We start from the raw sequence: 24675 nt of genomic DNA on the forward strand, positions 1-24675 counted from the left end.
TACTGTAATTGTTCATCGAGGGACATTCATGAATAACATGCTTACGCTGCCAATCCCCTCTCTCCTAGGCAACGTTTCTGACGCTGAATGGCAAGTGCGTGTCGATCTCGCCGCGTGCTATCGCTTGTTCGATCTCTACGGCATATCGGATCTGGCCGCAAATCATATATCGGCTCGTGTACCCGGAGAGGACGCGTATCTCATTAATCCCTACGGCATGTTGTATGAAGAGATCACCGCATCTTCCCTCATAAAAATCGATGAGAAGGGCAATGTTCTTTATTCGCCTGACTTCGGATCGCTCAAGTATGGCGTCAATCGTGCGGGATATGTTATTCACAGCGCGATCCATGCAGCCCGCCCGGATGTTGGCTGTATTGCACATACGCATACCGCTGCGGGGATGGCCGTGTCTGCTTTGGCGTGCGGCGTGCTGCCTTTGACGCAAACTGCCATGCGCTTCGCTGATGTGAGGTATCACGACTTTCAGGGGGTCGTTCTCGATGAAAGCGAAAAGGCGTCTCTGCTGCGTGATATGGGCGATGGCAGTTATTTGGTCTTACGCAATCACGGCCTGCTGGTTGCCACCACTACGATTGCTGAAACGTTTAATGCGATGCATCGTTTCGAGCAAGTATGCAAGGCTCAAATGCTGGCATTAGCTTGCAATCAACCCTTTTCCGCTGTTCCGGACGATGTCATCGAAGCGACGCAAAAAAACTATTTGCCGGGCTCCCGGCGCCCCTTCGGAATCATGGAGTGGCCGGCCATGCTGCGCAAGCTCAACCGGCTGGACACTAGCTATGCCCGTTGACCGATCTGCACAATCTCGAGCAGCCAGTCGCGGAAAGCCATGACTTTTCGTGATTCTCGTTGCACTTTGGGACGCACGAGAAAATGTCCTTTATTGCGTTGCATGGGTCTATTGAAAGGACGAACGATCAAGCCCGTTTCGAGTTCAGTAGCCAGAAGAGCGCTTTGCCCAATCGCGACGCCCAGGCCGTCCATGGCGGCCTGCCAGGTAAGCAGTGAGGTGCTAAATGTCATACGCTCAGTATGCTGTGCCCATTTGGACAGCCCTGTGCCGGACAGCCAGTCTGTCCAGTCTGTCCGCCGATAATGCGACTCCAGTAGCTGGCGCTGCAGAAGTCGTTCGGGATGGCCGGAATCGAATCCAATTTCTTCCAAATAACTTGGGGAACAAATAGGTTCGATTTCATCTAAAAAAAGCAAGTCGGCTTGCAAACGCGGCCAGTTGTCGTCCCCAAATTGAATGGCCACATCCACCGGGTCGCGATCAAAGTCCACCTCCGGAACGGCGGTTGAGAGCTTGACTTCAATATCAGGGTGGCGTCGCTTGAATTCGTGTAGTCGCGGCACGAGCCATTTTCCAGCGAACGTCGTATAGGTGCGAACCCGCAAGGCGCCTTGAGTCGACGCATTCATGAGCTTGTCGGTGGCTGCAGAAATGGTATCGAACGCGGGCTTGATCTGGCCGGCGTAAAGCTGGCCTTTGCGTGTCAGGGCGACACCATGGCGTCCCCGTGTGAATAATTCCGCACCAACGTATTCCTCAAGCACTGCAATCTGTCGGCTAACAGCCGATTGGGTGACATGCATTTCGGACGCTGCAGTGGTGAGGCTACCGGTGCGCGCAACGACGTCGAAGACGCGCAACGGATTCAGAGGGGGAAGACGTCTACTCATCAAGCGCAAGGGAAGGGTAAGGGTGTTCAGGCATGAGCTTTCATTATGCCCCACGACAGGTTATGTGTATATGATCATGCCTTATTTTTTAGTACAGCAAGAGATGGTAGGTCCTTGTTAGCCAAGAGGAAATGAAAGGAACCAAAGATCCCAAACGGCAATATATATAGCATTATGTTGCGGACAATGTATTCGGTCTTTTCGCACCAAAGAAGGTCCCAACGGAGATTGTCGCCAAACTCTCGGCCACGCTTGAGACTGTACTGGCCGAACCCGAGTTGAAGGCCCGCCTTGCCAAGCAGGGGGCTGAGCTACGCTACGCGACAGCCCAGGCGCTTGGTGAAACCATCAACGAAGAACATCGCTACTGGGCCGGTGTGGTGAAAACGGCTAACATCAAGCCTCAATAAGGCGGGTTGAACACTTTGCGGGATACCCAATTTCAAGGGTTTCCCGCATTTTGATTTTTATCATTTAAGTTTTATGGAATGAGCATGGCTTTGTGTGATTCTGATTACTGGTCCTTTCCCTATCCTTCCCAACGCATGCCGGTATTGGCCGACAATGTGGTGAGCACATCGCAGCCTCTCGGCAGCGCCGCGGGTTTGCAGATGTTGATGCGGGGTGGGAACGCTATTGATGCGGCGCTTGCTACGGCCATCGCATTAACCGTCGTGGAGCCGTGCATGAACGGAATCGGCGGCGACCTGTTTGCCCTGGTTTGGGACGGCTCGCAGATGCATGGCTTGAACGCCAGCGGCCGTGCACCGCTAGGATGGGTACCAGAGCGTTTTGCCGGGCTCGAGAAAATGCCTTTACGCGGCTGGGATAGCGTCACAACGCCGGGCGGTGTTGCCGGCTGGCTGGCTCTTTCGGAACGTTTCGGTCTGTTGCCCTTTGAAGATTTATTCGAACCCGCACTTCGCTATGCGCGTGACGGGTATCTTGTATCTCCTACCGTCCATCGACAGTGGCAGCCCCAAGTTGACGAGCTCGGCAGCCAACCTGGATTTCTTGACGCCTTTGCACCCAATGGACGGGCCCCCTTGCCGGGTGAACGGTTCCGCTGTCCCGGACAGGGCGACACGCTGGAGAAAATCGCACGTACTCGCGGGGCGGCCTTTTATCAAGGCGAACTCGCTGCAGCGATCGCAGCCCACGCGCGGAATACCGGGGGCTTGCTTACCGAAGCCGATCTGGCTGCGCACCAGGTAGATTGGGTCCAGCCGATACGCATGCAATACCGGGATATCGAGGTTTTGGAAATTGGCCCTAACGGCCAAGGTATCGGGGCCTTGATGGCGCTCGGCATGCTGAATACGCTTGATGTGTCTTCGTATGCGATTGACTCTGCTGAAAGCATTCACGCTCAGATCGAGGCCATGAAGCTCGCCTTTGCTGACATACACAGTTATGTCGCCGATATCGACGCCATGGCGCCGAACATGACGGAACAGCTGCTCGACCCGGCGTACCTTAAAGCCAGGGCACGCCAGATTGATCCTTATCGGGCACAGTACCCGGGTGCAGGCGCGCCCCATCAGGGCGGAACCGTTTATCTGACGGCCGCTGACCGCAATGGCATGATGGTCTCGTTGATTCAGTCCAACTTTAAGGGCTTCGGCTCTGGTGTGGTTGTGCCGGGTACCGGAATCGCATTGCATAACCGCGGCAGTGGCTTTAGCACTAGCCAAGGTCATCCAAACCAAGTCGGCCCTGGAAAGCGCCCTTTCCACACCATTATTCCCGGATTTATCATGAAGGCGAACCAGCCATTGGCCACGTTCGGTGTTATGGGCGGATCCATTCAAGCGCAGGGGCACGTGCAGATGAGCTGCCGCATCGGGGATTATGGCCAAAACCCGCAAGCAGCATGTGACGCCCCGCGCTGGCGAGTAGCCGACGACAATCGCCAGATCAGGGTGGAGTGGAACATGCCGGCCGAGACCGTGCAAGGCTTGCGCGAGCGGGGCCACGAAGTGGTCGTCGCGCCGCGCTTTGATCTGGAGTTTGGCTGCGCACAGGTGGCCATGAAGTTGGACGGCGGTGGTTATCTGGCTGCATCCGACCATCGCAAAGATGGTTATGCCGTGGGGCTTTGACGGGGGCTTGACCTTGGTTGAAGCATAATCCCTTCACTGTTCACTGACTAGAGTCGCTCATGACAGCCTTGCACCAGCTCCCGGCAACGGAGTTGATCACACTGATCCGTTCAAAGAAGCTTTCTCCTGTGGAGCTGGTGCAGGCTAGCTTGGACCGCGCCGAACAACTTCAACCTGTCTTGAACTGCTTCATCACCTTATGCGGTGAACAGGCGATGGCACAGGCGCGCCAGGCTGAGCAGGACATTATGGCCGGCGCACCGTTGGGTCGTTTGCATGGCATTCCCTATACGGTAAAAGATCTCGTTCATACGGCAGGGGTCCGAACGACTTTCGGCACCGTGCTCTACAAAGACAACGTTCCTACGGAAGACGCACCCGCTGTTGCGCGGCTGAACGCCCAGGGTGCCATCCTGCTCGGTAAAACCACCACGCCCGAGTTCGGTTCGCAGCCGTTTACCCGCTCGCCGTTATTCGGTCAGACATGCAATGCTTGGGACGCCAGGCGAACCAGTGGCGGCTCCAGTGGCGGCGCAGCAGTCGCGACGGCGGCTGGGATTACGCCGTTGGCGATCGCGACGGACGGTGGCGGCTCCACCCGTATCCCTGCCGCCTGCAATGGCGTCGTAGGCATCAAGCAGAGCAACGGCGTTGTCCCGCACAGCCAAGCGCAAGACTTGTTTGGCAACCAAACTTATGTAACCCCCACGACGCGAACGGTCGCCGACACCGGGCTGATGTTGCAGGTAATAAGCGGCGATTATGCGCTCGATCCTTGGTCGATCGGCTTGAAGCGGGCAGACTACGCCGAGGCCGCTCGTCACCAGGGCGATTTGCGCGGCAAACGCGTGCGCTATTGTTATGCCCCAGAGGGGCGCGATGTGTCGGTCGATGTGCGCCAGACCTTCGACGCGGCGCTGCAAACCCTGGCAGGTCTGGGCGCAACGCTAGAGCCTTTCGAAGCTAAGGACTTCATTATCGAACCGATCTGGCGCACAATCAACCATACGGTGTGGCGCTCTCGATTTCTGCCCTTGGTCGAGCAGCACGGCGACACGTTCAGCGCGACCTTTCGACGGCAAATTATGTCGGCAGGGGAGTACAGTGCGGTCGATTACCAAGAGGCGATGTTTGTCCGCAGCACCCTTTTCAAACGTATACAGGGCGTCTTCGACACCGCTGACTTGTTCGTGATGCCAACGATCAGCAGGACAGCACTGCCCCTGGATACGGACTTATTCGATCCATTTGAAATGGATGGCAAGCTGTACGACGGTATTCGCACACACTGGTATCCCTGGACCATGCTCTTCAATATGACGGGCCATCCCGCCATAACACTTCCCTGCGGCTTGGCTCGCGATGGTCTGCCAACGGGGATTCACTTTGTGACCCGTTATGGCAGCGACGATGAGCTTTTACGGTTGGCCTCGATCTTTGAAAGCGCCACAGGAACCCCGGTCCAACCCGTATTCTGACGACAAACGCTAGGCCGCTGTGGTTGCTATTCGAATCATCGTGCCGGTTTAGTCCATCACGATACCGGTGCGTTCCACCACGGGGCGCCACGAAGCAAGTTCTTCGCTCGTGCGTTGCGCCATATCAGCGCCTTTGGCGGGCGCCATCACCAGGCCCTTCGCGGCAAGTTGCTCGCGCAGTTCAGGTGCTTCTGAAGCCTTCAAAAATGCGTCTTCAAGCCCCTTGACCGTGTTGTCGGGGGTTTTGGCCGGCACGACGATGCCGTAGAAACTGGTAGCCGCCTTGAATTCCGGAAAACCCTGTTCGGCAAGTGTCTTTACCTCGGGCAGGGCATCGAGTCGTTTCGTACCGCTAACCCCAAGGAATTTGATTTTCTTGGCTTGGTAAAGGGGCATCATGCTGGCGACAGCGTCCCATCCGATGGAAACGACGCCGCTCGAAACGTCGATCAGCATAGGCGATGCGCCCCGGTACGCCACCGGCTCGATCTTCATATTATGATTTTCATTGACGGCGAGTATTCCCAAGTGACCCGAGCTGCCCAGTGTGGCGACGCCAAGACTGGTCACGGCGGAGGGGTTTTTCTTTGCCCAGTCTACATAGCCTTTCATGCCGTCGAATGGCTGTGAAGCGCCTGTTGCAATGGCTGTCGGGATATCAACCAGTGTTGCGACGGCGCGCAGATCGGTTTGGGCGTCGTAGCCCGGGGCTTTATACGTGAGCGGAAATATGGTCAGCAGCGGAGAAGGCACCAGATACATCGTTCTACCGTCTGGTTTCGAATCTTTAACATAGTTCAGACCGATACGGCCCGAAGCACCAGGCCGGTTTTCCACAATAACAGTTCCAGCGCCGTCCTTGCGCAACTGCTCGGCATACGCGCGTGCGACCGTATCGGCTGCGCCGCCCGGTGCATAGCCCACGACGAGCGTCATTGGCTCGGGAAGCGGCGCCTTCTTTTCAGCGTGCGCCGGAAAGGCCATTGCTAAACAGGCGGCGACGGGAAGAGCGTTAATACAGAGTCTCGAAATTGTCGACATGGAACACCTCTATTGAATTCTTGGCTTCTCGCGCTGCGAGCGATGGCTGCGCGATAATATTAATCGACATTCTTACTGTTGCTGAAATTTACCCGTTGGGGGGCACATACACCGCACGCCGGTTCAAAGAAATTGGAGATCGAATCTGTGCATTTATCGGGTTCACGCGGATCAATACGTGGCGGGTGAGTTGACCCACAATACCCGCGCAGCGATTTCGCCGATATTTCGATAACCATGGGGCACCTGACTCGAAAATACGAACGCGTCGCCAGGGTTCAGGGTGTAATTCTCATTGCCGAGCTGCAGTTCGATATGACCTTCCAGTACATAGCCGATTTCTTCTCCGGTGTGCACGATTTGCCCATCGCTGGCCCCACCGGGGGCGATAATATGGATGTTGGCTTGCAGCAGTGCGCCCGGAGCAGGCAGGCCAATACGTTCAAGTGAAATGCTGCCACCCCGAATCACTGGGCGCTCGCCCTGGCGCAGTATCGGCCCGCCGCTGGGCCGTGCTTCACTGGTGAGCGCACCGATATTGGTGTCAAGGGCGGTTGCCAGGCGGTGTAGCATGGCAAGCGACGGCATTGCTACGCCTCGTTCAACCTTCGAGATCAAGCTTTCGGAGCAGTCCGCACGTTCTGACAGTTGCCGCAGGGTATAACCCGCCACCAGACGAGCATGGCGCAAATGCAGGCCAAGGCTGGTAGTGGCTGTCTTCAGGGTAGAGGTCGTAGGGGGTCCGGAACTGTGGGGCATAAAATCTTTGAACGTATTGGGCAAGGTTGGCGGTCAACTATCCGCCAGGGCAGCCACAGCGTAGGCGAGCGCCTGCACTCCGAGAACTAAGTCCTCCGGAGCGGTGGCTTCAGATGCATTGTGACTGATGCCACCCTTGCTTGGAACAAAAATCATGCCGGTTGGGCAATGATCAGCCAGATACATGGCGTCATGAAATGCGCCTGAGGTTAAGGCGATCGGTTGCTTGCGCCCGGCTTGGGCACTGGCCCGGCTGCATGCGCGTTGTACGAGTTCTTTCATCTCTTCTGGGAAATGCGTGGGGGCGCGGCGGAAGAAGCAGGTAAGGGCGACGGCCCCGGGGGCAGAGACGGCAGCGGCTGTGGCACTGTTCAGCATGGTTTCAAAGCGGTCGAGCACTGACTCGTCTACGCAGCGCACGTCCACTGTGAACTCGACTCGATCAGGTATGGTGTTTACTGAATTGGGCTCCACGACCCAGCGTCCTAGGGTAAGTCGCAATTGGGTTGAGGCTTCTTGTTGGGCAAAGGAATAGAGCTGCTGGGCGATGTGGTGGGCGGTGGCCATTGCGTCGCTGCGCCGATCCATCGGCGTAGTACCAGCGTGAGCCATCACGCCGCGGCATTCGACTCGGTACCAGCGTACGCTTTGGATACCGTTGACTACGCCGAGCGGGACTTCGTCTGCTTCCAGTATTGGACCTTGTTCAATATGCAGTTCGAGGCAAGCGGCCATGGGACGAGCCATCGGAGAGCGCTGTACATCGGCAGTCGCTGCAAGGGCTTTGTCCAGCGCCGTGCCAAAACTAATGCCGTCGCCATCGATTGAACGGCGATATTCTGCCAGGCGGGTCGGATCGACAAAAGCGCTCGAACCCATGGCGCCGGGACCAAACCGGCTTCCTTCTTCATTGGTCCATGCTACGACTTCGATCGGCCTTAGTGTTTCAATGCCTGCGTCGTTCAGCGCCGCAATGACCTCGAGCCCGGCCAGAACGCCATAGGCACCGTCTAGTTTGCCTCCCACAGGTTGCGTATCCGCATGGCTTCCCGTCAGCACGGGTGGCAAATCGCTTCGGCCCGGACGGCGAAAGAAGAGATTCGCGCACTCATCTGTGCTGACGTCGCAACCCAGTGCACGGGCCTGCTCGATCAGGTAGCGGCGTGAAGCCAAATCAATGTCGGTTAAAGTCTGGCGCGATACACCCCCGTCGTCGCGGCCACCAAAGGCCGCCAGCGCGGTGATTGTGTCGAGCAGGCGGGAGGCATTGACATGATCCTGAGCGCGTTCGGGTACCGGTGTGTCATGTTGATTCATGGGGTTTCCTGGGTGGTGTGGAAGTCACGCGAGAGCGGATTCAAGGGCATGTGCAGCTGACAGTACCAGCACGTCGGACCGACACGGACCAATTAGCGTAGCGCCAGTCGGCATGCCGCATTCCCCAATCCCGGTGGGAACATGGACGCATGGGTTGCCCAGCAGCGTCCAGAGTCTGTTAAAAATAGGATCGCCAGTTGCCGCCAGGCCGACTGGAGCAATATCGGGAGCACTTGGAGCCACGATCAAGTCGACCTGATCGAACAGATGATGGAGGGATATGCGGGCTTGGCGGGCAAGTGACTGCGCCGCGGTATAGCGCGCATCGCTTACTTGAGCACCGGCAGAAAGAAAGGCCCTGAAGGCATCGCTAAACCCATCCGGGGACGTCTTAAGTTCGGGCGCAAAAGCGGCAGCTGCTTCGTAACCCATGATGTCTATTTGGGCAGCAGTCAAACCTTCACAGGCCTCAGGCAGGACAATGTCGTGCAGCTGTGCGCCCTGATTTTCGAGCATTCGCGCTGCCGTTTCGACAGCGCGAATGCTGTCAGTCGAGGCTTCAATCGCATGAGGTTGCCGACAGACCCCAATGCGCAGGCGTCCTAAGGGTTGCGGATCCAGTTCCAGACGGGCGAGTCGGCCGACAAAAAACGCGGCGTCGTCCACGTGGCGTGCAAGGACGCCCAATGTGTCCAGGCTGGGGGAGAGCGCCTTAATGCCTGCCACCGACAGGGTTCCGTAGGTAGGCTTGTATCCAATTACGCCACAGTAAGCAGCGGGCCGAATAATGGAGCCGGCCGTCTGGGTGCCGAATGCCAACGGTGCCATGCCCGCCGCTACGGCGGCCGCCGAGCCGCTTGACGATCCCCCGGGGGTCCGGGGCTGATCGGCCGACGCGCGGGGATTTTTGGTGGGACCTGGCTGGAAGGTGGCGAATTCGGTGGTCACGGTTTTCCCGAGGACCACCGCGCCGGCTTCGCGCGCTGTTGCGACACATACCGCATCAAGCGACGGGCGGTGGCCTGCATAGCGCAAAGAGCCGTAAGTGGTGGGCATGTCGGCTGTATCGATGAGATCTTTCACGCCGATGGGCAGGCCGTAAAGCGGGCCAGGCAGTTCCTTATCACGCTCGCGCGCCTCGTTAAGAGCGCGTTCTGCATCGACATGCTGCCATGCATGCACCAGCGGGTCAGCAGACTGGATACGCTCCAGGTAGCCTTGGACGACTGTTTCGACGCTAACTTCGCGTCGTGTCAGGCGTTCCACTAAGGTGCGCACGGGAAGATCAAGAAAATGAGGCATACCGTGTCCCGTGTTAGCCGAAATACGCCGAGCGTACTTCGTCGTTGTTGCTGAGATCTTGTGCAGTACCCTGAGCCACGATCCGGCCCTGCGACAACACGTAGCCATGGTGCGCAATGGCCAATGTTTGCCGGGCGTTCTGCTCGATGAGTAAAACGGTGAGCCCTGCGCCGTTGATTCGTTTGATTACATTGAAGTTTTCTTTGACGTACAGCGGCGATAGCCCGAGCGAAGGCTCGTCAATGATGAGAAGTTCGGGATCGGCCATCAGGCCGCGTCCTATGGACACCATGGCTTGCTCTCCTCCCGACATGGTGCCTGCCAATTGAGCGGCGCGTTCTTTCAATCGTGGGAAAGTTTCATAGACCTTTTCAAGGTTGTCGCGCACCTTGGTGGGATTGGTCTCGAGATAGGCGCCCAGTGCCAAATTTTCGGCCACTGTCATGCGCGGAAATACCTTGCGGCCTTCGGGGATGCAGGTAATGCCGCTAGCAATGATTTTGTGGGTTTTTTCGCCAGCCAGGTCGCGATCGCCCCATACGATGCGCCCTTGGCGTGGAGGTGTCAGACCCAGGATGGAACGGATGAGCGTAGTTTTGCCTGCCCCGTTGGAGCCGAGTATGCAAGTGATCTGACCAGGGGCGACCTCGATGGAGACATCATGCAGCACATTGACTTTATCGTATCCGGTTGTCAGCGATTCGACACGTAGACTATTCATACGGTTTCTTCCCCAAGGTAGGCGGTCTGGACGTCTGGATCTGCCGTGATTTCAGCGTAAGTGCCTTCAGCAATCTTGCTGCCGTAATTCAGGACGACGCAGCGATCGGTAATGCGTTCAATGACATTCATTTCGTGTTCGATCAGCACCACAGACAGCGTAGGAAGCTTCTTGCGAACATCCATGATGTCGCTCATGAGCGTGTGGGTTTCATCGTGTGTCATGCCCGCTGAGGGCTCGTCGAGCAGTAGAAGACGCGGTTGACTCATTAGCGCGCGGCAAACTTCAATTCGACGTCGGTCAATCATGGTGAATGTTTCAACCGGCTCGAACAGGCGTGCCACCAGCGGTGGACTGAAAATGTTGAGCAGTGCCGTGACTTTCTCGACATAGGCGTTGTATTCTGCCCGAAACGCCTTGCGGCGAAACAGATTAAACACCAGTCCATGCTGCATGTGCTGATAGTCGCCGATCACAATGTTATCGAATACTGTCAGCGGCAATGAGAGCCGTGAACGCTGGAACGTACGTGCGACGCCGGAACGATAGACCTCTTGCGGTGTCTTGCCCGTAACCTCTTCGCCCTCGTAAAGGATGCTGCCTTCGCTGGCGCGGTACAGGCCGGTCAGCACATTGAAGAAGGTCGTCTTGCCAGACCCATTGGGTCCGAGCAGGCCTAGAATCTCACCCTCATGGATGTCCATATTCAGATGGTCCAGGGCCGTCAGGCCTCCAAAGCGCATGGTCAGATCGCGCACTTGTATCATGGCTTGTGAGCTCATCGTGCAGTCTCCTTGTTGAAGAACAAGCGTGTCTTGCGGGGTAACAACCCATCTGGACGGAACCGCAGGATGACGATGACTAATGCCGCATAGAGCAGGAAGCGGTATTCCTGGATGAACTGCAGCTTTTCCGGAAGTACCAGCACGATCAAAGCAGCAGGCACCAGGCCCACCACATTGCCCAAGCCGCCCAGGATCACGATGGACAACATTAGCAAAGAGTCGGCAAATGTGAAGTTGTTGGGGGCAACAAAGGCCGTGATCATGCCATAGACACTGCCGGCGACGCCGGCAAAGAAGTTGCCCAGCATGAACGCGATCACCTTCCATCGGGCAATATTGAGTCCGAACGTTGCGGCTGCAGTTTCATCGGTGCGTACTACGTCCATGGCAAGTCCAACCCAGGAACGTTCCAGGGCCTTAACGATGACGAATACGCCAGTGCAGATACCCAGGCTGAGCAGGGCATAGCTTACGTAGAACGACATCTCGACTCCGAACAGGGTGAATCCGCTGTTGAATTCGTAGCCAAACAGGACCATGCCGGGCACCTGCAGACCTTGGGGACCGCCCAGTACATCGTTGACCTCGATAAAGGTTTTGAACAAGATGCCAAATGCGATGGTTACCAGCGCGGCATAGTGGCCGCGCGTACGAAGCACGGGCGTAATCAGCAGCGAACCTATTAACGCGGCGATGACACCCGAGGCAATGACGACCAGGATATGGGGCGTATTGGTGTGTGTTGAAAGTACGGCCGTCGTGTAGCTTCCGATTCCGAAGAATGCCGCGCCGGCAAAATTCGCTACCCCTGAAAAGCCGAATTGCAGCGTCAGCCCCAGGCAAGCGGTGGTATAGAGGAGCACGGTGCAGATCATCAGAAGGATGAAGTGCGACTCATAGAATGCGGCAATCAGGGCAAGTGTGCCACCTACGGCCCAAAGCCGGGCCAGGCCGGGTCGGTGGGCACCAGCTTCTTCAATGGCTTGCGTGATCCGGAATCGGCGGGCCACGAAGAGTGCCAGCACGCAGACTGCGAGCAAAATACCGACATTCAGTTGGCTCTCGGCATGAAGGAACAGCCAAAGATAAAAGGTGAGCACAATGCCCGCAAAAGCCAGTAATGCTGCGCTTTCGCGTTTGGAAGGGATGGAGGGCTTCATTATGTCAGACTCGTTCGCTGGATTTTTCGGCGATAAGGCCGGTGGGTTTCCACGCCATCAGAATGATGACTACTGCAAAGGCGAATACATCTTTGTAGGCACTGGGTATATTGGGGATTAGTGCTGGCAACGCGGCGCTGCCCAATACCTGTAACGCTGCGAATAAGAAGCCGCCGAGAATGGCCCCGTAGATGTTACCGAGGCCGCCCAGGATGGCAGCCGCAAAGCCGATGACCCCCATCAGCAAGCCAATGTTGAAGTTGATCTCGTTGTAGTACAGGCCGTTCATGACACCCGCAAGCGCGGCCATGCCAGAACCAAGGGCGAACGTGATCAATACGACGGCTTCGAAGTTGATGCCCATCAGGCGGGCGGTTTCGCTGTCTTGCGCAACAGCTCGGATAGCCATGCCTAGGCGTGTGCGAGTTATCAGAAAATGCACTCCCGCGATCGATGCGATTCCAGCAATGAGAAGAATCATATTGTCGGCACGCAGCGAAAAACTCCCCAGTTCCAGAGACGTGGTGGGCAGCAGGGCGGGGAAGGGCTTGGGGTTGGATCCGTCCGGGTAGAACAAGCGGATCGCTTCGCGCAGGACTGTGCCCAGCATAAGCGTGGCGAGCAGCGTATTCAGTGGGGGCGCACTGCGCAAGGGCAGTATCAGGTATTTAGCGATAGCGGCGCCGAGCAAGGCGGTGACGCACAACGCGCATAGAATAATCGCCGCCAGCTGGATGGCGGGTGAGCCGATGCCTAGCTGAAGTATCCCGATCGAGGCAGCCAGGCCAGCAAAGGCACCGACCATCAGGGTGTCGCCATGGGAAAATTTGATTACATCAAGTACGCCGAAAAAAAGCGTGAATCCGACGGCGACCATTGCGTACATTACGCCCAGCATCAGCCCGTTGAAAATGTACTGACCCAGAATACTCATTTTGATCTCCATTACACGACACGGGGCACGTCAGAACGCGCCCCGTGTCGTACCCCGATTACCTGCCCGCCAACTTCTTGGCGCCTTTTGCGTAGTCGCTTTCTTCCCAGATTACCCACTTGCCGTCTTGCACGACGTATTTGGTAATCAGCGGCACGATGTTCTGACGGTGGTCGTCAAAAGTCACCTTGCCAATAATAGTGTCGACGTCGTTGGTCGCATTGAGTACATCTTTTACTTTGTTGCGGTTTGGGCCGACCTTCTCTACTGCATCAATGATCAGGTTGGTAGCCGCAAACGAGAATGGACCGTAAGCTTCGGCGGGTTCGCCATACTTGTTCTTAGAGTATTGTTCGATAAAGAACTGACCGCCCGGTAGCCTTTCCAGCGGAGCGCCTTCAATGAATGCCAGCGATCCTTCTGCCATATCCCTGCCCACGCCCTGAATATACGCTTCAGACATGATCCCGGATGTGCCTTCGAATTGAGCCGGAATGTTCAGTTTGTTCATCTGTGTGCGTATGCGTACCCCTAATGGCGTCAAGCCGCCAAAGTAGACGACATCAGGCTTGAGTTCGCGGATTTTGGTCAGTTCGGTCGTAAAGTCCTGTTGATCGGCTGTCACGCCGAAAGTTCCTACGATTTCCCCGCCATACTTTTTGAGGTACTCAGTAAAATATTTGTTGTGGCCCTTGCCGTAGTCGGTCGTGTCATGAATGATGGCCCAGGTTTTGTAGCCTTGGTCGGTCATAAATTTCGCGGCAATATCGTTCTGGTTGATCATCGTACCGTTGACACGATGGATCTCTTTAAAGTCATTGCCGTAGGTGATCTCGGGTACGACCGCCCCCCACACCACGACCGGCAACTTGAACCGGTTGTAGACGCCTACGGTGCCCATGGCGACTGCTGAGCAAAAGTGTGTGACACCGGCAATAATCTTGTTATCTGTTGCTACTTTGGTGGCGACCTGAACGCCGATATTGGGGCGGCATTCGTCGTCTTGGGTCACGAGTTCATACTTGTATTTTGAAGCAGGGTCGGCATTGCGCAGACGTACGGCCAAGTCTGCCGAATTGCGGCCGCCTAGGCCAATTGCTGAAACGCCGCCCGTAAGCGGACCCACGAAAGCGATCTTGACGACATCTTTTGCAACAGCCGGTGAAGGCAGGCCTGACATGCTGACGGTAGCCACGGCAATGGCTGCTAATGAGAGTGTTCTGCGCACTTTGTAACCCCCTTTTAGAAGTGGATATTCGGTGTAACACGATTCAAGACGCTTGAACATTGGTACGTTTCCCATTCCATTCGTTCAAGTAGCTTGAAGATGCGATACGCAAAGACCGTGCCACTTTCAGTCGGGGCGTCCCTCTTAGGTGGGCAGAAAAGGGCATCAAAGCTTGAAGGTAGCTGCACGCCATTGGGGGGCATTAATTGCACCTCGATGGCGCGCAACGAATGAAGTTTTTAGCCACCTGGCCTTTCATGAAGGTCGGTCGGGCTCTTATATGAGTAGTAGCTACGCACTCATTGATCAGGCGATGACAGCGCTAGTTATGTAAAGCGAGTGCTCTAATTGAGTGTATGGCCTATGGCGGAGCCAGACCCGGGGAGTCCAGTTGCTGAACCAAATGATCGTTATTCGCCCGATGCTCCGGCTTGCCCGATACGTTTTACCGGATGGGCATTCAGACCAGCCGCCCAATCATTGATTGCGGCCGTAGGGCGGGTAGAGGCGGGGGGCATCAGGCTCCGCCTACCCCTTTTATAACCTTGCCAGTGCCGCCGCAATTTTTGCACTCAGTTCCGTTGATATTGCCCGTCCCGCCGCACTCGGGGCATGCGACCTCCCCGGTTCCCGGCGTTCCCGGCTCTGCATCGTCACCGGGATTCATATCCTTCCTTTGGTCGGTCATGGTCGTAAGTCCTTAACGTGATTATCTCGCTCGTGATGCTTACGCTGGAGGCCTGCGTCTTTATAACGTCGACCTTTGCTTGATCGGTTTACAGCAAAGTACGTACCCGGAGGCGCGGTCGCGACGCACCTCCGTCGTGAAGATTTACCGCTGCGCGTCTCGTGCAGCATCCTGAATCTTGTCACCCGCCTTCTGGATTTGTTGACCAGCCTGGCTCAGAGTTTTGTCGATTTCTTTGCCGGCCTTTTCTGCCGGGCCTTCCTCTTTCATGCATCCAGCCAGCGCGAACGCCATGACTCCGATTGACAATACGGTTACAGCACTGCGTTTGTTTTTATTCACTTATTAATATCCTTTAGACTCGATTTAAACCGCTTGTACAGCTTTCCCGCTTACCGCATTGCCAAACATGTTAACCCGCTAGACTCTTAAGCTTTGAGTCGAGCTCGGCCTTCAATCCGGGTTCGAGCTTAAGGTTACGAGCAAGCTCGTCAAGGTAGGCGCGCTCCATGAAGCTTTCCTCGTCGATGACCAGTTTGCTGGCAAGGTAAATTTCGGCCCCCAGTTCAGGCGTTGTCGCCAGTGCTGCGATTTCCATGGGGTTGGCGGGCTTCTCCATTTCGGACTCAAACCATAAGGCATCGGCGCTGTCGTTGGTCAATTTAACGACCTCGGCATCAATGATCTGTTTTTCCTCCGCTCCGATATGACCGTCAGCCTTGGCGGCGGCAATCATGGCCGACAAAATCACTCTGCTTTGCAATTCAATTTCGGGAAGTGGTAAGGCGGCAACGGCTTGTAGCTGACGCGGCTGTGTTTGAGGAGGAGCAGAGCCATCTGCGGCCGATGGCAAGGCTGCGTTTTTGTCCTGCCAGTCTTGATAGGCTTTTAATGCCACGGCGCCCAAAGCGGCCGCTCCGCCATAGGCACCGATTTTCCCGCCTATTTTGCGAAATTTCTTGTTGCCTAGCAACATCCCCAAGGCGCCGCCTGCCAGGGCGCCACCGCCAAAACCGCCCAGAGTCGAGCCCAGTCCTTGGCCAGAAGTATTCAATTTGGAACCTGCGTCTTGAGCCAAGCTTTGTCCTGACTGGAGTAGCTGCTGTAAAAGTCCTTGAATTGACATCGTGCCGTTATCCTTTAGTTGTAGAAAAACATAAGACCAAGGGCAATGGTCTAAGTTGCATATGGCGTCGTCAGTCGGCCCTGACCTGCGCAACGACCCTACAGGGCCACACCCTCGCGGTTACGCCTGGCAGCATAGAAGCGCCAAAACAACAGCGCAGCGGTGGCGCGGTGTGGGGCCCAGTCGGCGGCGATCGATATTAGCGCACGGCGGTCAGGGAACGGGTCGATTCCGAAGGCCTCGCCTACTGCCTTCTGCAATGCCAGGTCTCCGGCAGGAAAAATATCGGGATGGCCCGCGCAGAACATCAGGTAGATCTCGGCGGTCCAAGGGCCAATGCCTTTGTGTTTGGTAAGTCTGGCGATTGCTTCTTCGGCTGGCAAGCCATGCACAACCGCAAAATCCAGATGTCCCGACACAACCACTTGGGCCATATTTTTTAGCGTCAGGTGTTTACTGCGAGAAAGGCCAACGCTTCGCAACGTGGTTTCATCCAGTGCCAGGAAACTTTCGGGCGTCACGCCACCGGATTGCGCTTCCAAGCGGTTCCAGATGGCACTCGCGCTTGCCACCGAAAGCTGCTGACCGCAAACCACGCGGGCCAGTCCTGCAAAGCCCGGTGTACTGATCCGTGGCAAAACGGGTCCTGCAATATTGTGCACCTGTGTAAGGCGAGGATCGAGCTGCAGCAGAGATTGCAGGCGTTGCCTCAAAATCTCTTCAGGCGAACTGTTCGAGGTATTGGCAGGCATAAGAGGATGACCAGGTTACTGACGACTGGCGCTCAGGCGGAGGATCGAACAGGAAGCTTCCAACCTGGCCGTACGTAATGGCAGGTATAACCATTTGGGTAGCGCTCCAGGTAATCCTGATGTTCCGGTTCCGCCTCCCAGAACGGACCGGCCGCAGCGACTTCTGTCACGACCATTGCTGGCCAAAGACCCGAAGCGTCAACGTCGGCGATAGTATCTAGTGCGACGCGCTTTTGCTCTTCATTGCTGTAAAAGATGGCGGATCGGTAGCTGGGGCCCAGATCGTTGCCCTGACGATTTTTGGTCGTGGGATCGTGGATCTGAAAGAAAAATTCCAGGATCTCTCGGTAACTTATTAAAGCCGGGTCAAATACGACCTGGATCGCCTCGGCATGGGTTCCATGATTGCGATACGTGGCGTTAGGTACGTCGCCGCCCGTATAGCCGACGACGGTGGATATCACGCCTGGGTGGCGGCGCAGCAAGTCTTGCATACCCCAGAAGCATCCGCCAGCAAGAATAGCGGTTTCGGTGGAAGCGTTCATGTGTGACTCCTTCTTCATGGATATAGGCAGTGTAACGCCAGGTCCTGGTTAGCTTAAAAGCGTCGTCTCGGCAACGCGCAGTCCAGCTCGAATTTGGATTTTCGATATTAAAAATCGGTCTTCGTAACGTCGGCCGCAGCCTCTAGCAGCCATTCACGGAACGCCCGAAGCGCGGGGTGGTCCTTTCGTTGTTGCGGGCAGCATAAGACGTAGCCGCGATCCAGCGATACGGGAATATCGAACGGCACCACGACCCGCCCGGCATTGATCTCGTCGAGTATCAGGCTACGCTGCAAAACGGCGACGCCCATGTCGGCCATCACCGCCCGAACAATGATCGACACTTGGTCCAGTCCTGTGCCGAGTTGAGGTTTTTCATGAATTCCCACTGTGTTAAACCAATGTGGCCAGTTCTCGGGAGCATTGGAGTGGTATAGCAAGGGTTCGTCCAGCAGTTCTGCTGGAGTTTTCCACCGCCCGGCGGCTTGCCGCGCGCCAAGCCTATCAGGATGACAGATTACGACCATCTCGCGGCCCAATACATAATCACAGTGCCAGTTGGGCCACTGACTGGGCACGCCGCTCAGGATGGCGGCGTGGGGCAGGGCGCCGGAAAAATCTTCATCGCGCCGGTAAGCGGCAAACGATAAGGTGATTTCCGGATGACGCAGATGAAATTGAGGCAGGCGCGGTACGAGCCAGACACTGGCCAGTGTAGGAACCACGGCCAGGCTGAGCCGATTCTGGCTAACGGGTGCGCGCATTTCGGCGGAAATGGACTCTATTGCGAGTAAAGGCGCGGCGGTGGCGTCCGCCAATCGCCGGCCGGCGCAGGTGAGGGATAAGCCCTGTGGGCCGCGCGCCAGCAGTGGCTGGCCAAAGTGCTCTTCAAGCCTGGCGATGGACCGGCTGACCGCGCCTTGGGTCACGCAAAGGGCCTCGGCCGCCTTGGTGAAACTACCCAACCGCGCCGTCGTGGTAAACGCATGGAGCTCAGACATGGATGGGGAGTGAATCTTCATAGCCTGCAGCAAGAGTGAACGAGGCGGGATACCTATTACCTAATGTAATATTAGCGTGAAAATTAGTCGTTTGTTGGACAGCGTGAAATTACAGATACTCCAGTATCAATACTAACTAAGTTCCGGGAGCCACTCATGTCTGCATCATTTACCGCGAAATTGGTCCGCCGCACCATTACCGGCGCCGCTACCTTTCTGATTGGCTGTGCCGGCACGGCCGTCGCCGCCGATTACCCCAACCATTCCATTCGCATGATTGTTCCGTTCGCCACGGGCGGGTCGACTGATCTGGTGGGCCGCTTGATTGCCGAATACGTCGGTCGCGAATTGGGCCAGAGCATTGTGGTTGAAAATAAGGGCGGCGCTGGCGGCGCTGTTGGCGCAGAACAGATTGCACGGGCAACGCCTGATGGCTATACGATTGGTATGGCTACTGTCAGCACACACGGTTCCAATCCTGCGATCTATAAGGGTTTGAAATACGATCCGGTCAAGGATTTCGCACCGATCTCCAATGTGCTTGGCATCCCCAGCGTGTTTGCCGTTAACCCTAAAGTGCCGGCCAAGGACATGAAAGAATTCATCGCCCTGGCGAAAGCCGATCCGATGAAGTATTCATTTGCTTCGCCGGGCATTGGCTCGCTAGGCCACGCTAACATCGAAAACTTCATGATGCTTTCTGACATCAAGATGTTGCACGTGCCATACCGCGGTGCCGGACCGGCTGTGAACGACGCGCTTGCCGGTCAGATCGACGCGCTGACCGACAACTTGTCTTCGACCTTGCCGCATCTGTTGGCGAACCGTCTGCGTCCCCTGGCGGTATTGGGCGCAGAGCGGTCGGCTTTGCTTCCTGATGTACCGACCTATGCCGAACTTGGTTTCCCGGAAATGGGTACGGGCGGATGGTTCGGTCTGGTGGCACCGGCAAATACACCAAAGGAAATTATCGATCGTCTGAACCAGGCCGTGCGCAAGGCCGCTGCCAATCCAGAATTCCAAGAACGTGCACATAAAGCCGGCGGTACCCTGATGACGAACTCGCCTGAAGAGTTTGCCAAAGATATTGATGCCGCACTCATACGCTACGCGAAGGTTGCGAAAGCCGCCAACATCCAGGCAAACTGATTATGACACAAGCACTTACCCCGCCGGTCATCCGCAAGGACCCTGTAGGTGCCGTCATTCCGCTGGTTTGCGATTCGCCGCATAGCGGCACGGCATATCCCGAAGACTTTAGATATGCCGTGCCGCGACAATTGCTGCGTCAGGGGGAAGACACCCATGTCGACGAGCTGTGGGCCGCGGCGCCGCAGCACGGCGCCACCCTTATCGCTGCTACGTTTCCCCGTGTTTACATCGACCCAAACCGGACGCTGCAGGACTTGGATCCGGAAGCGCTTGATGGCACTTGGCCCGACCAGCTCGAGCCGACTGTGAAGACCCGACTGGGAAAAGGCCTGGTCTGGACTCGCCTTGATGCGCGCACGCCTATCTACGATCGTAAGCTGGGTATTGCAGAAGTGCGCAGCCGCATTAATGACTATTACCGGCCGTATCACGATGCGATCGCCCAGGCCATCGAAGAACGCTACGACCGGTTTGCAGCGCTGTGGCATTTGAACCTGCATTCGATGCCCAACGACGCCTACGAACGGCTGGGATTGCAAAGCGATCGCCCGTTGGCGGACTTCGTATTGGGCGATCGTGATGGCACAACGTGCGAGCCGGAGTTCGTGCAGCTGATTGAAGACGTGCTTCGCAGCAAAGGTTATACGGTGGCGCGTAACGATCCGTACAAAGGCGTCCAACTGATTGCACAAATCGGCCAGCCAGCGCTGAATCGACATAGTCTTCAGATTGAGGTTCGCCGTCCCGTTTATATGGACGAAATCACACGTGAACGCAATGGTGGCTTTGACCAGCTGCAAACGGATTTGACGGCACTGCTAGCGGTGATCGCGACATACATCAAGGATAGGGTGGGAATCAGGGTGTAGCCAATGTGACAAGAAGCTCCACCCGTTGTCGAGATATGCTTTTCTGGCTAAAACGGTTGCTCAGCGCTATATTGCTCAGACATAGTTCAGCCGAAGGCTGAGCTAAACCTGCACTGGAGCGTGTCATGCAAATTACCGAAATTCTTGCACAGATAGGCGGCCTCAAATCGATAGCGAATGAATTGAATATTAGCCAGGACCAGGCGGCGAGCGGCGCCGAGGCATTGCTTCCAGCTATTATTGGCGGTTTCAAAAAGCAGGTCCAAACCGGACCGCAGTCTGGCGGAACTGGGGATATGGGCGGTCTTGGCGGTCTGCTGGGGCAACTGGGCGGCAGTGGTCTGCTTGATGATGTTCTGTCGCCTGAACCGACTCATGTAAATCGCGGCAACGACGTGCTGGGACAAATCTTCGGATCCAAGGACGTAAGCCGTACTGTCGCGCAAAATGCCGCTTCACAATCGGGACTTGACTCTGACCTGCTGAAAAAGATGTTGCCCATGCTGGCAATGCTGGTGACGGGCTTCATGGCAAAGCGGGGCGCGGCCGGTGGCGACTCGCAAGGGTCTTCGAGCGGGGGCGGACTTGGCGGCTTGCTCGGTGGCTTGCTAGGGGGCCAGTCTGCAGGCAGCTCTTCAGGGCTTGGTGCTATGCTCGACCTGAATGGCGATGGAAATGCACTGGACGATATCCTGCGCATGGCGGGCAAGGCATTCCGTTAGGCTGGCAGTTAGCCAATCCAGCATGGTGAAAAGTAGCGGCCGACGGTCGAAACAATATTTTCGGCGACGATCCACGACGTTTTGGGGTTGTCGGGCGAGGGCGAATTGAGTATCGACATGGAAAACTCGCCTGCAGCACTGATAGCGTGAACGGTATGTTGGTTACCGCGAGCTTGCGGATCAACAATCACATCGACCTTGGTGTTTATCATTCCGATGCCCGCAAGCGCCAGGGTGGCGGCTACATTTAAGTTCTTCGGGTACTTGATCGCCGCTTCAGACGCCGGCCCCGAAAATAATACCAAGGGCTCCGCAATATCGGCAACGTTGATTCCCAATGCTTCAAGCTCGGGCAGCCATGCTGCAACTGGCTTGCGGGATTCGTAGGTAATCTTCGCATCGGGGAAACGTTTTATGCTTTGCAGGTAATCCAGGCCCCCGACAGCCCCCGAAGGAACGATCAGGCGACATTTATTTCGATGTGCGAGTGTGGCAAGTTTTTTGAATAGGTGGTCGTCGGCTAATGCGCCGACCGACGACGCAACGAACGAAATACCCTCGGCCAAGCATACGGGAGCATACTCAGAGACAGCTGCTTGCCCTGCAGCCTCGACAATAAGGTCGGGCTGCCATGCGAGAACGTCCGCTATATCGAAATGAAAAGCAATATTGGCCAGCGCCGATACAGGCCGATTCGTGGTGCGAATCAACGCGGATATTTCATATGATGGGTCTGAGTTTTTCAGTAAGTTAGCCGCTATCGTCCGGCCTATATTTCCAAATCCTAATAAAGCTATTCGAGGCATATCGTGGGCGTTCCTGTTTTCTGGTTGTCAACCAGAGCGGTGGTTACTTCGGCCTGTGTCGGCATACTTGATGCTGGTATTTTGGCACGCCTTGCAGCGGCCATGTCAGGCACAATGTACAAAGTTGGGATCGACCAGCTTTAACACATACCGGCCATATATTCATTTCCACAACTAGTATTCCAAGAGAAAGATATGTCAATACATTTTCCCCGCAAACTTATCGTGTTTCTCGCCGGCATGGCGCTAGCTGGCGGCGCAGTCGCCGACACCTGGCCATCGAGGCCCATCCGGTTCATCGTGCCCTTTTCCGCAGGCGGGGCCAATGATTTGATGGCGCGCGCCGCAGCCGAAGGTGCCTCCAAGCAGTTGGGGCAGCCCGTTATCGTAGAGAACAAGCCGGGCGCTGGAGGCACGCTGGGATCAAACTTCGTGGCTAAAAGCGCACCCGATGGCTATACCTTCCTGATTAGCGCCGCAGGCGTGATATCAAACAGCATGATCAAGAAGTCAATGCCTTTCAAAGACAGCGACCTGACGCCCGTGGTCATGATAGGCTTGGCACCCTCGGTAATCGTTGTGCCGGCAAATTCAAAATACAACAACCTGAAGGACCTTGTCGAGGATTCTAAAAGGGGGCAAGGCCTGTATTTTGCGACGGCCGGAACCGGCAGTACTCCGCATTTCGTTGCGGAACTGTTGAATACCAAATATGGAGCCAAGCTCGAGCCCGTGCCCTATAAAAGTGGTTCTGAAGGTGTGGTCGCGGTAATGAGCGGGCAGGTCGCTGGCACATCGGAAGCCAGTATCGTTGCTTTGCCGCACGTTGCGCCGGGTGGCAAGTTTAAGCCTCTGGCCACGACCTGGGTGCGCCGCATCGCTGCTTATCCTCAGTTATCCACCGCAGTTGAACAGGGCTTTCCGGAGCTGCAGATCGCGCACTGGGCAGGTATTCATGCGCCAGCCGGCGTGCCGGCCGATATTCTTGACAAGCTGGCAGCCGCAGTTGACGCAGCGATGAAATCGCCCGAGGTCGTGGATCGTCTCACGCCGCTGGGTATCGAGCCCATAGGCGGAACGCGTGCGGCTTTTATTGAATTCGTAGATGCCGAACGTGCTCGATTAGGCGCGGTCGTTGAAGCGGCCGGAATGAAGGAACAATGAAAGACTAGGGGATGCGCCGTTGGCAATCTTCGCAGTCAGCTCGCGGCCTGCGATTCAGGTCTTGGGTAGCATACATGCGGCTTGGCATACCGGCCGGCACAAACTGAACCGGTTACCCGGTATGAATTTGAATAACCGTTCCTTTTGGGCCGCTTTCAGCAATGTGTAGCCCCCAATCCAGACGTTCACTGATCAGGGCGACCAAATATAGTCCCAAGCCGCCCACGGGGGCATTATCGGTGAAGGGCTTTTTCCTGTCGGCGATGATGCTTTGCTGCTCCGCAGTGAGCCCCTCACCCTCGTCGATTATTTCTATAAGCCCGGGCGTAAGCCGGACCGTGATGCGCTTGAGCGTATGCTGCAGCGCGTTCTGAATGACATTACGCAGCAGCATCTTTACCATGACGGGGTCGGCATACACATTAATTGGCGCTGTGGCTTGGAGGGTGACGCGAGTCTTGACCTGATAGTCGGAGGAAAGGTCATCCATCGCTTGTTGGACGACTGTGACCAACGCAACGGCCTGCTTTGCCTCCGGCGAGGTTTCGCGCCTGGCGAGCTTCAGCAGTATGTTTACGTTGGCGTCCATCTCGGACGTTGCGCGGCGTATGCGTGCGATGGTGGCACGGTCAGCTTCATTAAGCTGATTTCGCTGTTCAACGATATCCAATGCGCCCGACACCACCGCAATGGGGGTCCGCAGTTCGTGGCTGGCCAGGCTTAGCAAAGTGTGCTCACGCTTTACAAACGCTTCCAGCTCGCCCAGGAAGACATTGAATGCCTCGGCGATGCTGCGCAGCTCGCTATCCTGATAATCGAGCGCCAAGCGCGGCATCTTCTGGCCCACCGGAATCGACTGTATGCTTTCGGCGAGGCCCTGTAGCGGTTTTACAATGCGCCGACTATTGAACACGGCAAGAAGCAGGCTCAATCCAAGCACGATCAGCACAATTACTGCCAGGGCACCTTCAAACAGTTTTTCCCTGTCTTCAAAGTGGGTAATATTCTTTGCAATGTATAAATGGCCGCTTTCGACGGGACTGATTCGGACCATATAGGTCTGGTCGCCATGCTCTAGTTCACCCGCGTACCCGATAGGCAAACCCTGGAAAATTTTCGGTACGTCTTCCGGAGGACCCTTTTCGGAAGGTTGGTAGAGCAGAAACGCGTTGGACGTTTCCCATCGAGTGATCTCATCTGCGGGACGGTGCGCCAGGAAAAATTCTTGTTCCTCGACAAATTCGACTCGTAGCATGGTGCGCTCAAGGTCTTCGTTCACCATCAAAACGGTGAGCACCATTACCGCCATGCTTACT

General features: G+C 56.1%; 25 protein-coding genes and 1 pseudogene. 8 read left to right on the forward strand and 18 right to left on the reverse strand.

Going from position 1 to position 24675, the window contains the following annotated elements; all coding sequences use genetic code 11:
* Positions 1 to 28 precede the first annotated feature (28 nt).
* Positions 29 to 814 carry a class II aldolase/adducin family protein gene (locus tag EKL30_RS05850; protein WP_370246225.1) on the forward strand — a complete coding sequence of 262 codons (786 nt, stop codon included), beginning with the start codon at positions 29 to 31 and terminating at the stop codon, positions 812 to 814.
* Here the strand turns inward: EKL30_RS05850 and gcvA are convergent.
* A complete protein-coding gene (gcvA, locus tag EKL30_RS05855; RefSeq protein ID WP_126706260.1) occupies positions 802 to 1707 on the reverse strand; it encodes a transcriptional regulator GcvA in 906 nt (301 codons plus the stop codon). The two genes, EKL30_RS05850 and gcvA, sit on opposite strands and share 13 nt — an antisense overlap.
* 194 nt (positions 1708 to 1901) lie before the next feature.
* Here gcvA and EKL30_RS19445 point away from each other — a divergent pair.
* The 3 genes and pseudogenes from EKL30_RS19445 to EKL30_RS05870 all read left to right on the forward strand — a co-directional run.
* Positions 1902 to 2117, forward strand: a pseudogene (locus EKL30_RS19445) (tripartite tricarboxylate transporter substrate-binding protein); the annotation flags it as partial.
* An 84-nt stretch (positions 2118 to 2201) separates the two neighbouring features.
* Positions 2202 to 3809: a gamma-glutamyltransferase family protein gene (locus tag EKL30_RS05865; RefSeq protein ID WP_126706261.1), complete on the forward strand. Its 1608-nt coding sequence runs from the start codon at positions 2202 to 2204 to the stop codon at positions 3807 to 3809.
* 59 nt (positions 3810 to 3868) lie between these two features.
* On the forward strand, positions 3869 to 5287 hold the full coding sequence (locus EKL30_RS05870) for an amidase (protein WP_126706262.1): 1419 nt from the start codon (positions 3869 to 3871) through the stop codon (positions 5285 to 5287).
* A gap of 48 nt (positions 5288 to 5335) precedes the next feature.
* Here EKL30_RS05870 and EKL30_RS05875 read toward each other — a convergent pair whose 3' ends face one another.
* The 15 genes from EKL30_RS05875 to EKL30_RS05940 form a co-directional block, all read right to left on the reverse strand.
* Positions 5336 to 6328, reverse strand: coding sequence for a tripartite tricarboxylate transporter substrate binding protein (locus EKL30_RS05875; RefSeq protein ID WP_199748494.1), 993 nt, complete (start codon positions 6326 to 6328; stop codon positions 5336 to 5338).
* A 171-nt stretch (positions 6329 to 6499) separates the two neighbouring features.
* Positions 6500 to 7087, reverse strand: coding sequence for a helix-turn-helix domain-containing protein (locus EKL30_RS05880; RefSeq protein WP_126706263.1), 588 nt, complete (start codon positions 7085 to 7087; stop codon positions 6500 to 6502).
* Between the two features lie 33 nt (positions 7088 to 7120).
* On the reverse strand, positions 7121 to 8404 hold the full coding sequence (locus EKL30_RS05885; RefSeq protein WP_126706264.1) for a M20 family metallo-hydrolase: 1284 nt from the start codon (positions 8402 to 8404) through the stop codon (positions 7121 to 7123).
* A gap of 24 nt (positions 8405 to 8428) precedes the next feature.
* Positions 8429 to 9706, reverse strand: a complete 1278-nt coding sequence (locus EKL30_RS05890; protein ID WP_126706265.1) for an amidase — start codon at positions 9704 to 9706, stop codon at positions 8429 to 8431.
* Between the two features lie 13 nt (positions 9707 to 9719).
* Positions 9720 to 10427, reverse strand: a complete 708-nt coding sequence (locus EKL30_RS05895) for an ABC transporter ATP-binding protein (RefSeq protein ID WP_126706266.1) — start codon at positions 10425 to 10427, stop codon at positions 9720 to 9722.
* Complete coding sequence (locus EKL30_RS05900) at positions 10424 to 11209, reverse strand: ABC transporter ATP-binding protein (RefSeq protein WP_126706267.1); 786 nt, start codon at positions 11207 to 11209, stop codon at positions 10424 to 10426. The genes EKL30_RS05895 and EKL30_RS05900 overlap by 4 nt, the downstream gene beginning before the upstream one ends.
* A complete protein-coding gene (locus EKL30_RS05905; RefSeq protein WP_126706268.1) occupies positions 11206 to 12372 on the reverse strand; it encodes a branched-chain amino acid ABC transporter permease in 1167 nt (388 codons plus the stop codon). Before EKL30_RS05905 ends, EKL30_RS05900 begins: the two co-directional genes overlap by 4 nt.
* A 4-nt stretch (positions 12373 to 12376) precedes the next feature.
* A complete protein-coding gene (locus EKL30_RS05910; protein ID WP_126706269.1) occupies positions 12377 to 13306 on the reverse strand; it encodes a branched-chain amino acid ABC transporter permease in 930 nt (309 codons plus the stop codon).
* Between the two features lie 58 nt (positions 13307 to 13364).
* Positions 13365 to 14486 (reverse strand): branched-chain amino acid ABC transporter substrate-binding protein, encoded by a 1122-nt coding sequence (locus tag EKL30_RS05915; protein WP_126706551.1) that lies wholly within the window; start codon positions 14484 to 14486, stop codon positions 13365 to 13367.
* Between the two features lie 565 nt (positions 14487 to 15051).
* Positions 15052 to 15222 (reverse strand): hypothetical protein, encoded by a 171-nt coding sequence (locus tag EKL30_RS18950; protein WP_199748495.1) that lies wholly within the window; start codon positions 15220 to 15222, stop codon positions 15052 to 15054.
* A gap of 144 nt (positions 15223 to 15366) precedes the next feature.
* Positions 15367 to 15564, reverse strand: coding sequence for a hypothetical protein (locus tag EKL30_RS05920; RefSeq protein WP_126706270.1), 198 nt, complete (start codon positions 15562 to 15564; stop codon positions 15367 to 15369).
* 70 nt (positions 15565 to 15634) lie between these two features.
* Positions 15635 to 16348, reverse strand: a complete 714-nt coding sequence (locus EKL30_RS05925) for a tellurite resistance TerB family protein (protein ID WP_126706271.1) — start codon at positions 16346 to 16348, stop codon at positions 15635 to 15637.
* Positions 16349 to 16446: 98 nt separating this feature from the next.
* A complete protein-coding gene (locus tag EKL30_RS05930) occupies positions 16447 to 17100 on the reverse strand; it encodes a DNA-3-methyladenine glycosylase (RefSeq protein WP_126706272.1) in 654 nt (217 codons plus the stop codon).
* A 32-nt stretch (positions 17101 to 17132) separates the two neighbouring features.
* Positions 17133 to 17645, reverse strand: coding sequence for a peptide-methionine (S)-S-oxide reductase MsrA (gene msrA, locus EKL30_RS05935; protein ID WP_126706273.1), 513 nt, complete (start codon positions 17643 to 17645; stop codon positions 17133 to 17135).
* A 107-nt stretch (positions 17646 to 17752) separates the two neighbouring features.
* Positions 17753 to 18667, reverse strand: a complete 915-nt coding sequence (locus EKL30_RS05940; RefSeq protein ID WP_126706274.1) for a LysR substrate-binding domain-containing protein — start codon at positions 18665 to 18667, stop codon at positions 17753 to 17755.
* A 135-nt stretch (positions 18668 to 18802) separates the two neighbouring features.
* On the opposite strand from EKL30_RS05940, the gene EKL30_RS05945 reads away from it, so the two are divergent.
* From EKL30_RS05945 to EKL30_RS05955, 3 genes are all read left to right on the forward strand, one after another.
* Positions 18803 to 19795 carry a tripartite tricarboxylate transporter substrate binding protein BugE gene (locus EKL30_RS05945; protein WP_126706275.1) on the forward strand — a complete coding sequence of 331 codons (993 nt, stop codon included), beginning with the start codon at positions 18803 to 18805 and terminating at the stop codon, positions 19793 to 19795.
* A 2-nt stretch (positions 19796 to 19797) separates the two neighbouring features.
* The gene (locus EKL30_RS05950) at positions 19798 to 20667 is read left to right on the forward strand and encodes an N-formylglutamate amidohydrolase (protein ID WP_126706276.1); all 870 of its coding nucleotides are present in this window, start codon (positions 19798 to 19800) and stop codon (positions 20665 to 20667) included.
* A 125-nt stretch (positions 20668 to 20792) separates the two neighbouring features.
* Positions 20793 to 21389, forward strand: coding sequence for a DUF937 domain-containing protein (locus EKL30_RS05955; protein WP_126706277.1), 597 nt, complete (start codon positions 20793 to 20795; stop codon positions 21387 to 21389).
* An 8-nt stretch (positions 21390 to 21397) separates the two neighbouring features.
* On the opposite strand, the gene EKL30_RS05960 is transcribed toward EKL30_RS05955, so the two are convergent.
* Positions 21398 to 22195: an aspartate dehydrogenase gene (locus EKL30_RS05960; protein WP_126706278.1), complete on the reverse strand. Its 798-nt coding sequence runs from the start codon at positions 22193 to 22195 to the stop codon at positions 21398 to 21400.
* Between the two features lie 195 nt (positions 22196 to 22390).
* Here EKL30_RS05960 and EKL30_RS05965 point away from each other — a divergent pair, with 195 nt between their 5' ends.
* Entirely contained in the window at positions 22391 to 23359 is a 969-nt protein-coding gene (locus EKL30_RS05965; RefSeq protein WP_126706279.1) for a tripartite tricarboxylate transporter substrate binding protein, read from the forward strand.
* A gap of 112 nt (positions 23360 to 23471) precedes the next feature.
* Here EKL30_RS05965 and EKL30_RS05970 read toward each other — a convergent pair whose 3' ends face one another.
* Positions 23472 to 24659: a HAMP domain-containing sensor histidine kinase gene (locus EKL30_RS05970; RefSeq protein WP_233582849.1), complete on the reverse strand. Its 1188-nt coding sequence runs from the start codon at positions 24657 to 24659 to the stop codon at positions 23472 to 23474.
* Between the last annotated feature and the right edge of the window lie 16 nt (positions 24660 to 24675).

This window comes from Candidimonas sp. SYP-B2681, from assembly GCF_003971065.1.
Lineage (GTDB): Bacteria > Pseudomonadota > Gammaproteobacteria > Burkholderiales > Burkholderiaceae_B > Pollutimonas.

What these genes read in the sequence shown, in the direction of transcription:
- EKL30_RS05925 (WP_126706271.1), bottom strand. Translation starts at nt 16,348, where the DNA reads ATGTCAATTCAAGGACTTTTACAGCAGCTACTCCAGTCAGGACAAAGC.
- EKL30_RS05945 (WP_126706275.1), top strand. Translation starts at nt 18,803, where the DNA reads ATGTCTGCATCATTTACCGCGAAATTGGTCCGCCGCACCATTACCGGC.
- msrA (WP_126706273.1), bottom strand. Translation starts at nt 17,645, where the DNA reads ATGAACGCTTCCACCGAAACCGCTATTCTTGCTGGCGGATGCTTCTGG.
- EKL30_RS05915 (WP_126706551.1), bottom strand. Translation starts at nt 14,486, where the DNA reads ATGTCAGGCCTGCCTTCACCGGCTGTTGCAAAAGATGTCGTCAAGATC.
- EKL30_RS05850 (WP_370246225.1), top strand. Translation starts at nt 29, where the DNA reads ATGAATAACATGCTTACGCTGCCAATCCCCTCTCTCCTAGGCAACGTT.
- EKL30_RS05970 (WP_233582849.1), bottom strand. Translation starts at nt 24,659, where the DNA reads ATGGTGCTCACCGTTTTGATGGTGAACGAAGACCTTGAGCGCACCATG.
- EKL30_RS05965 (WP_126706279.1), top strand. Translation starts at nt 22,391, where the DNA reads ATGTCAATACATTTTCCCCGCAAACTTATCGTGTTTCTCGCCGGCATG.
- EKL30_RS05880 (WP_126706263.1), bottom strand. Translation starts at nt 7,087, where the DNA reads ATGCCCCACAGTTCCGGACCCCCTACGACCTCTACCCTGAAGACAGCC.
- gcvA (WP_126706260.1), bottom strand. Translation starts at nt 1,707, where the DNA reads ATGAGTAGACGTCTTCCCCCTCTGAATCCGTTGCGCGTCTTCGACGTC.
- EKL30_RS05895 (WP_126706266.1), bottom strand. Translation starts at nt 10,427, where the DNA reads ATGAATAGTCTACGTGTCGAATCGCTGACAACCGGATACGATAAAGTC.
- EKL30_RS05900 (WP_126706267.1), bottom strand. Translation starts at nt 11,209, where the DNA reads ATGAGCTCACAAGCCATGATACAAGTGCGCGATCTGACCATGCGCTTT.
- EKL30_RS05865 (WP_126706261.1), top strand. Translation starts at nt 2,202, where the DNA reads ATGGCTTTGTGTGATTCTGATTACTGGTCCTTTCCCTATCCTTCCCAA.
- EKL30_RS05955 (WP_126706277.1), top strand. Translation starts at nt 20,793, where the DNA reads ATGCAAATTACCGAAATTCTTGCACAGATAGGCGGCCTCAAATCGATA.
- EKL30_RS18950 (WP_199748495.1), bottom strand. Translation starts at nt 15,222, where the DNA reads ATGACCGACCAAAGGAAGGATATGAATCCCGGTGACGATGCAGAGCCG.
- EKL30_RS05875 (WP_199748494.1), bottom strand. Translation starts at nt 6,328, where the DNA reads ATGTCGACAATTTCGAGACTCTGTATTAACGCTCTTCCCGTCGCCGCC.
- EKL30_RS05890 (WP_126706265.1), bottom strand. Translation starts at nt 9,706, where the DNA reads ATGCCTCATTTTCTTGATCTTCCCGTGCGCACCTTAGTGGAACGCCTG.
- EKL30_RS05940 (WP_126706274.1), bottom strand. Translation starts at nt 18,667, where the DNA reads ATGAAGATTCACTCCCCATCCATGTCTGAGCTCCATGCGTTTACCACG.
- EKL30_RS05885 (WP_126706264.1), bottom strand. Translation starts at nt 8,404, where the DNA reads ATGAATCAACATGACACACCGGTACCCGAACGCGCTCAGGATCATGTC.
- EKL30_RS05905 (WP_126706268.1), bottom strand. Translation starts at nt 12,372, where the DNA reads ATGAAGCCCTCCATCCCTTCCAAACGCGAAAGCGCAGCATTACTGGCT.
- EKL30_RS05930 (WP_126706272.1), bottom strand. Translation starts at nt 17,100, where the DNA reads ATGCCTGCCAATACCTCGAACAGTTCGCCTGAAGAGATTTTGAGGCAA.
- EKL30_RS05910 (WP_126706269.1), bottom strand. Translation starts at nt 13,306, where the DNA reads ATGAGTATTCTGGGTCAGTACATTTTCAACGGGCTGATGCTGGGCGTA.
- EKL30_RS05960 (WP_126706278.1), bottom strand. Translation starts at nt 22,195, where the DNA reads ATGCCTCGAATAGCTTTATTAGGATTTGGAAATATAGGCCGGACGATA.
- EKL30_RS05950 (WP_126706276.1), top strand. Translation starts at nt 19,798, where the DNA reads ATGACACAAGCACTTACCCCGCCGGTCATCCGCAAGGACCCTGTAGGT.
- EKL30_RS05870 (WP_126706262.1), top strand. Translation starts at nt 3,869, where the DNA reads ATGACAGCCTTGCACCAGCTCCCGGCAACGGAGTTGATCACACTGATC.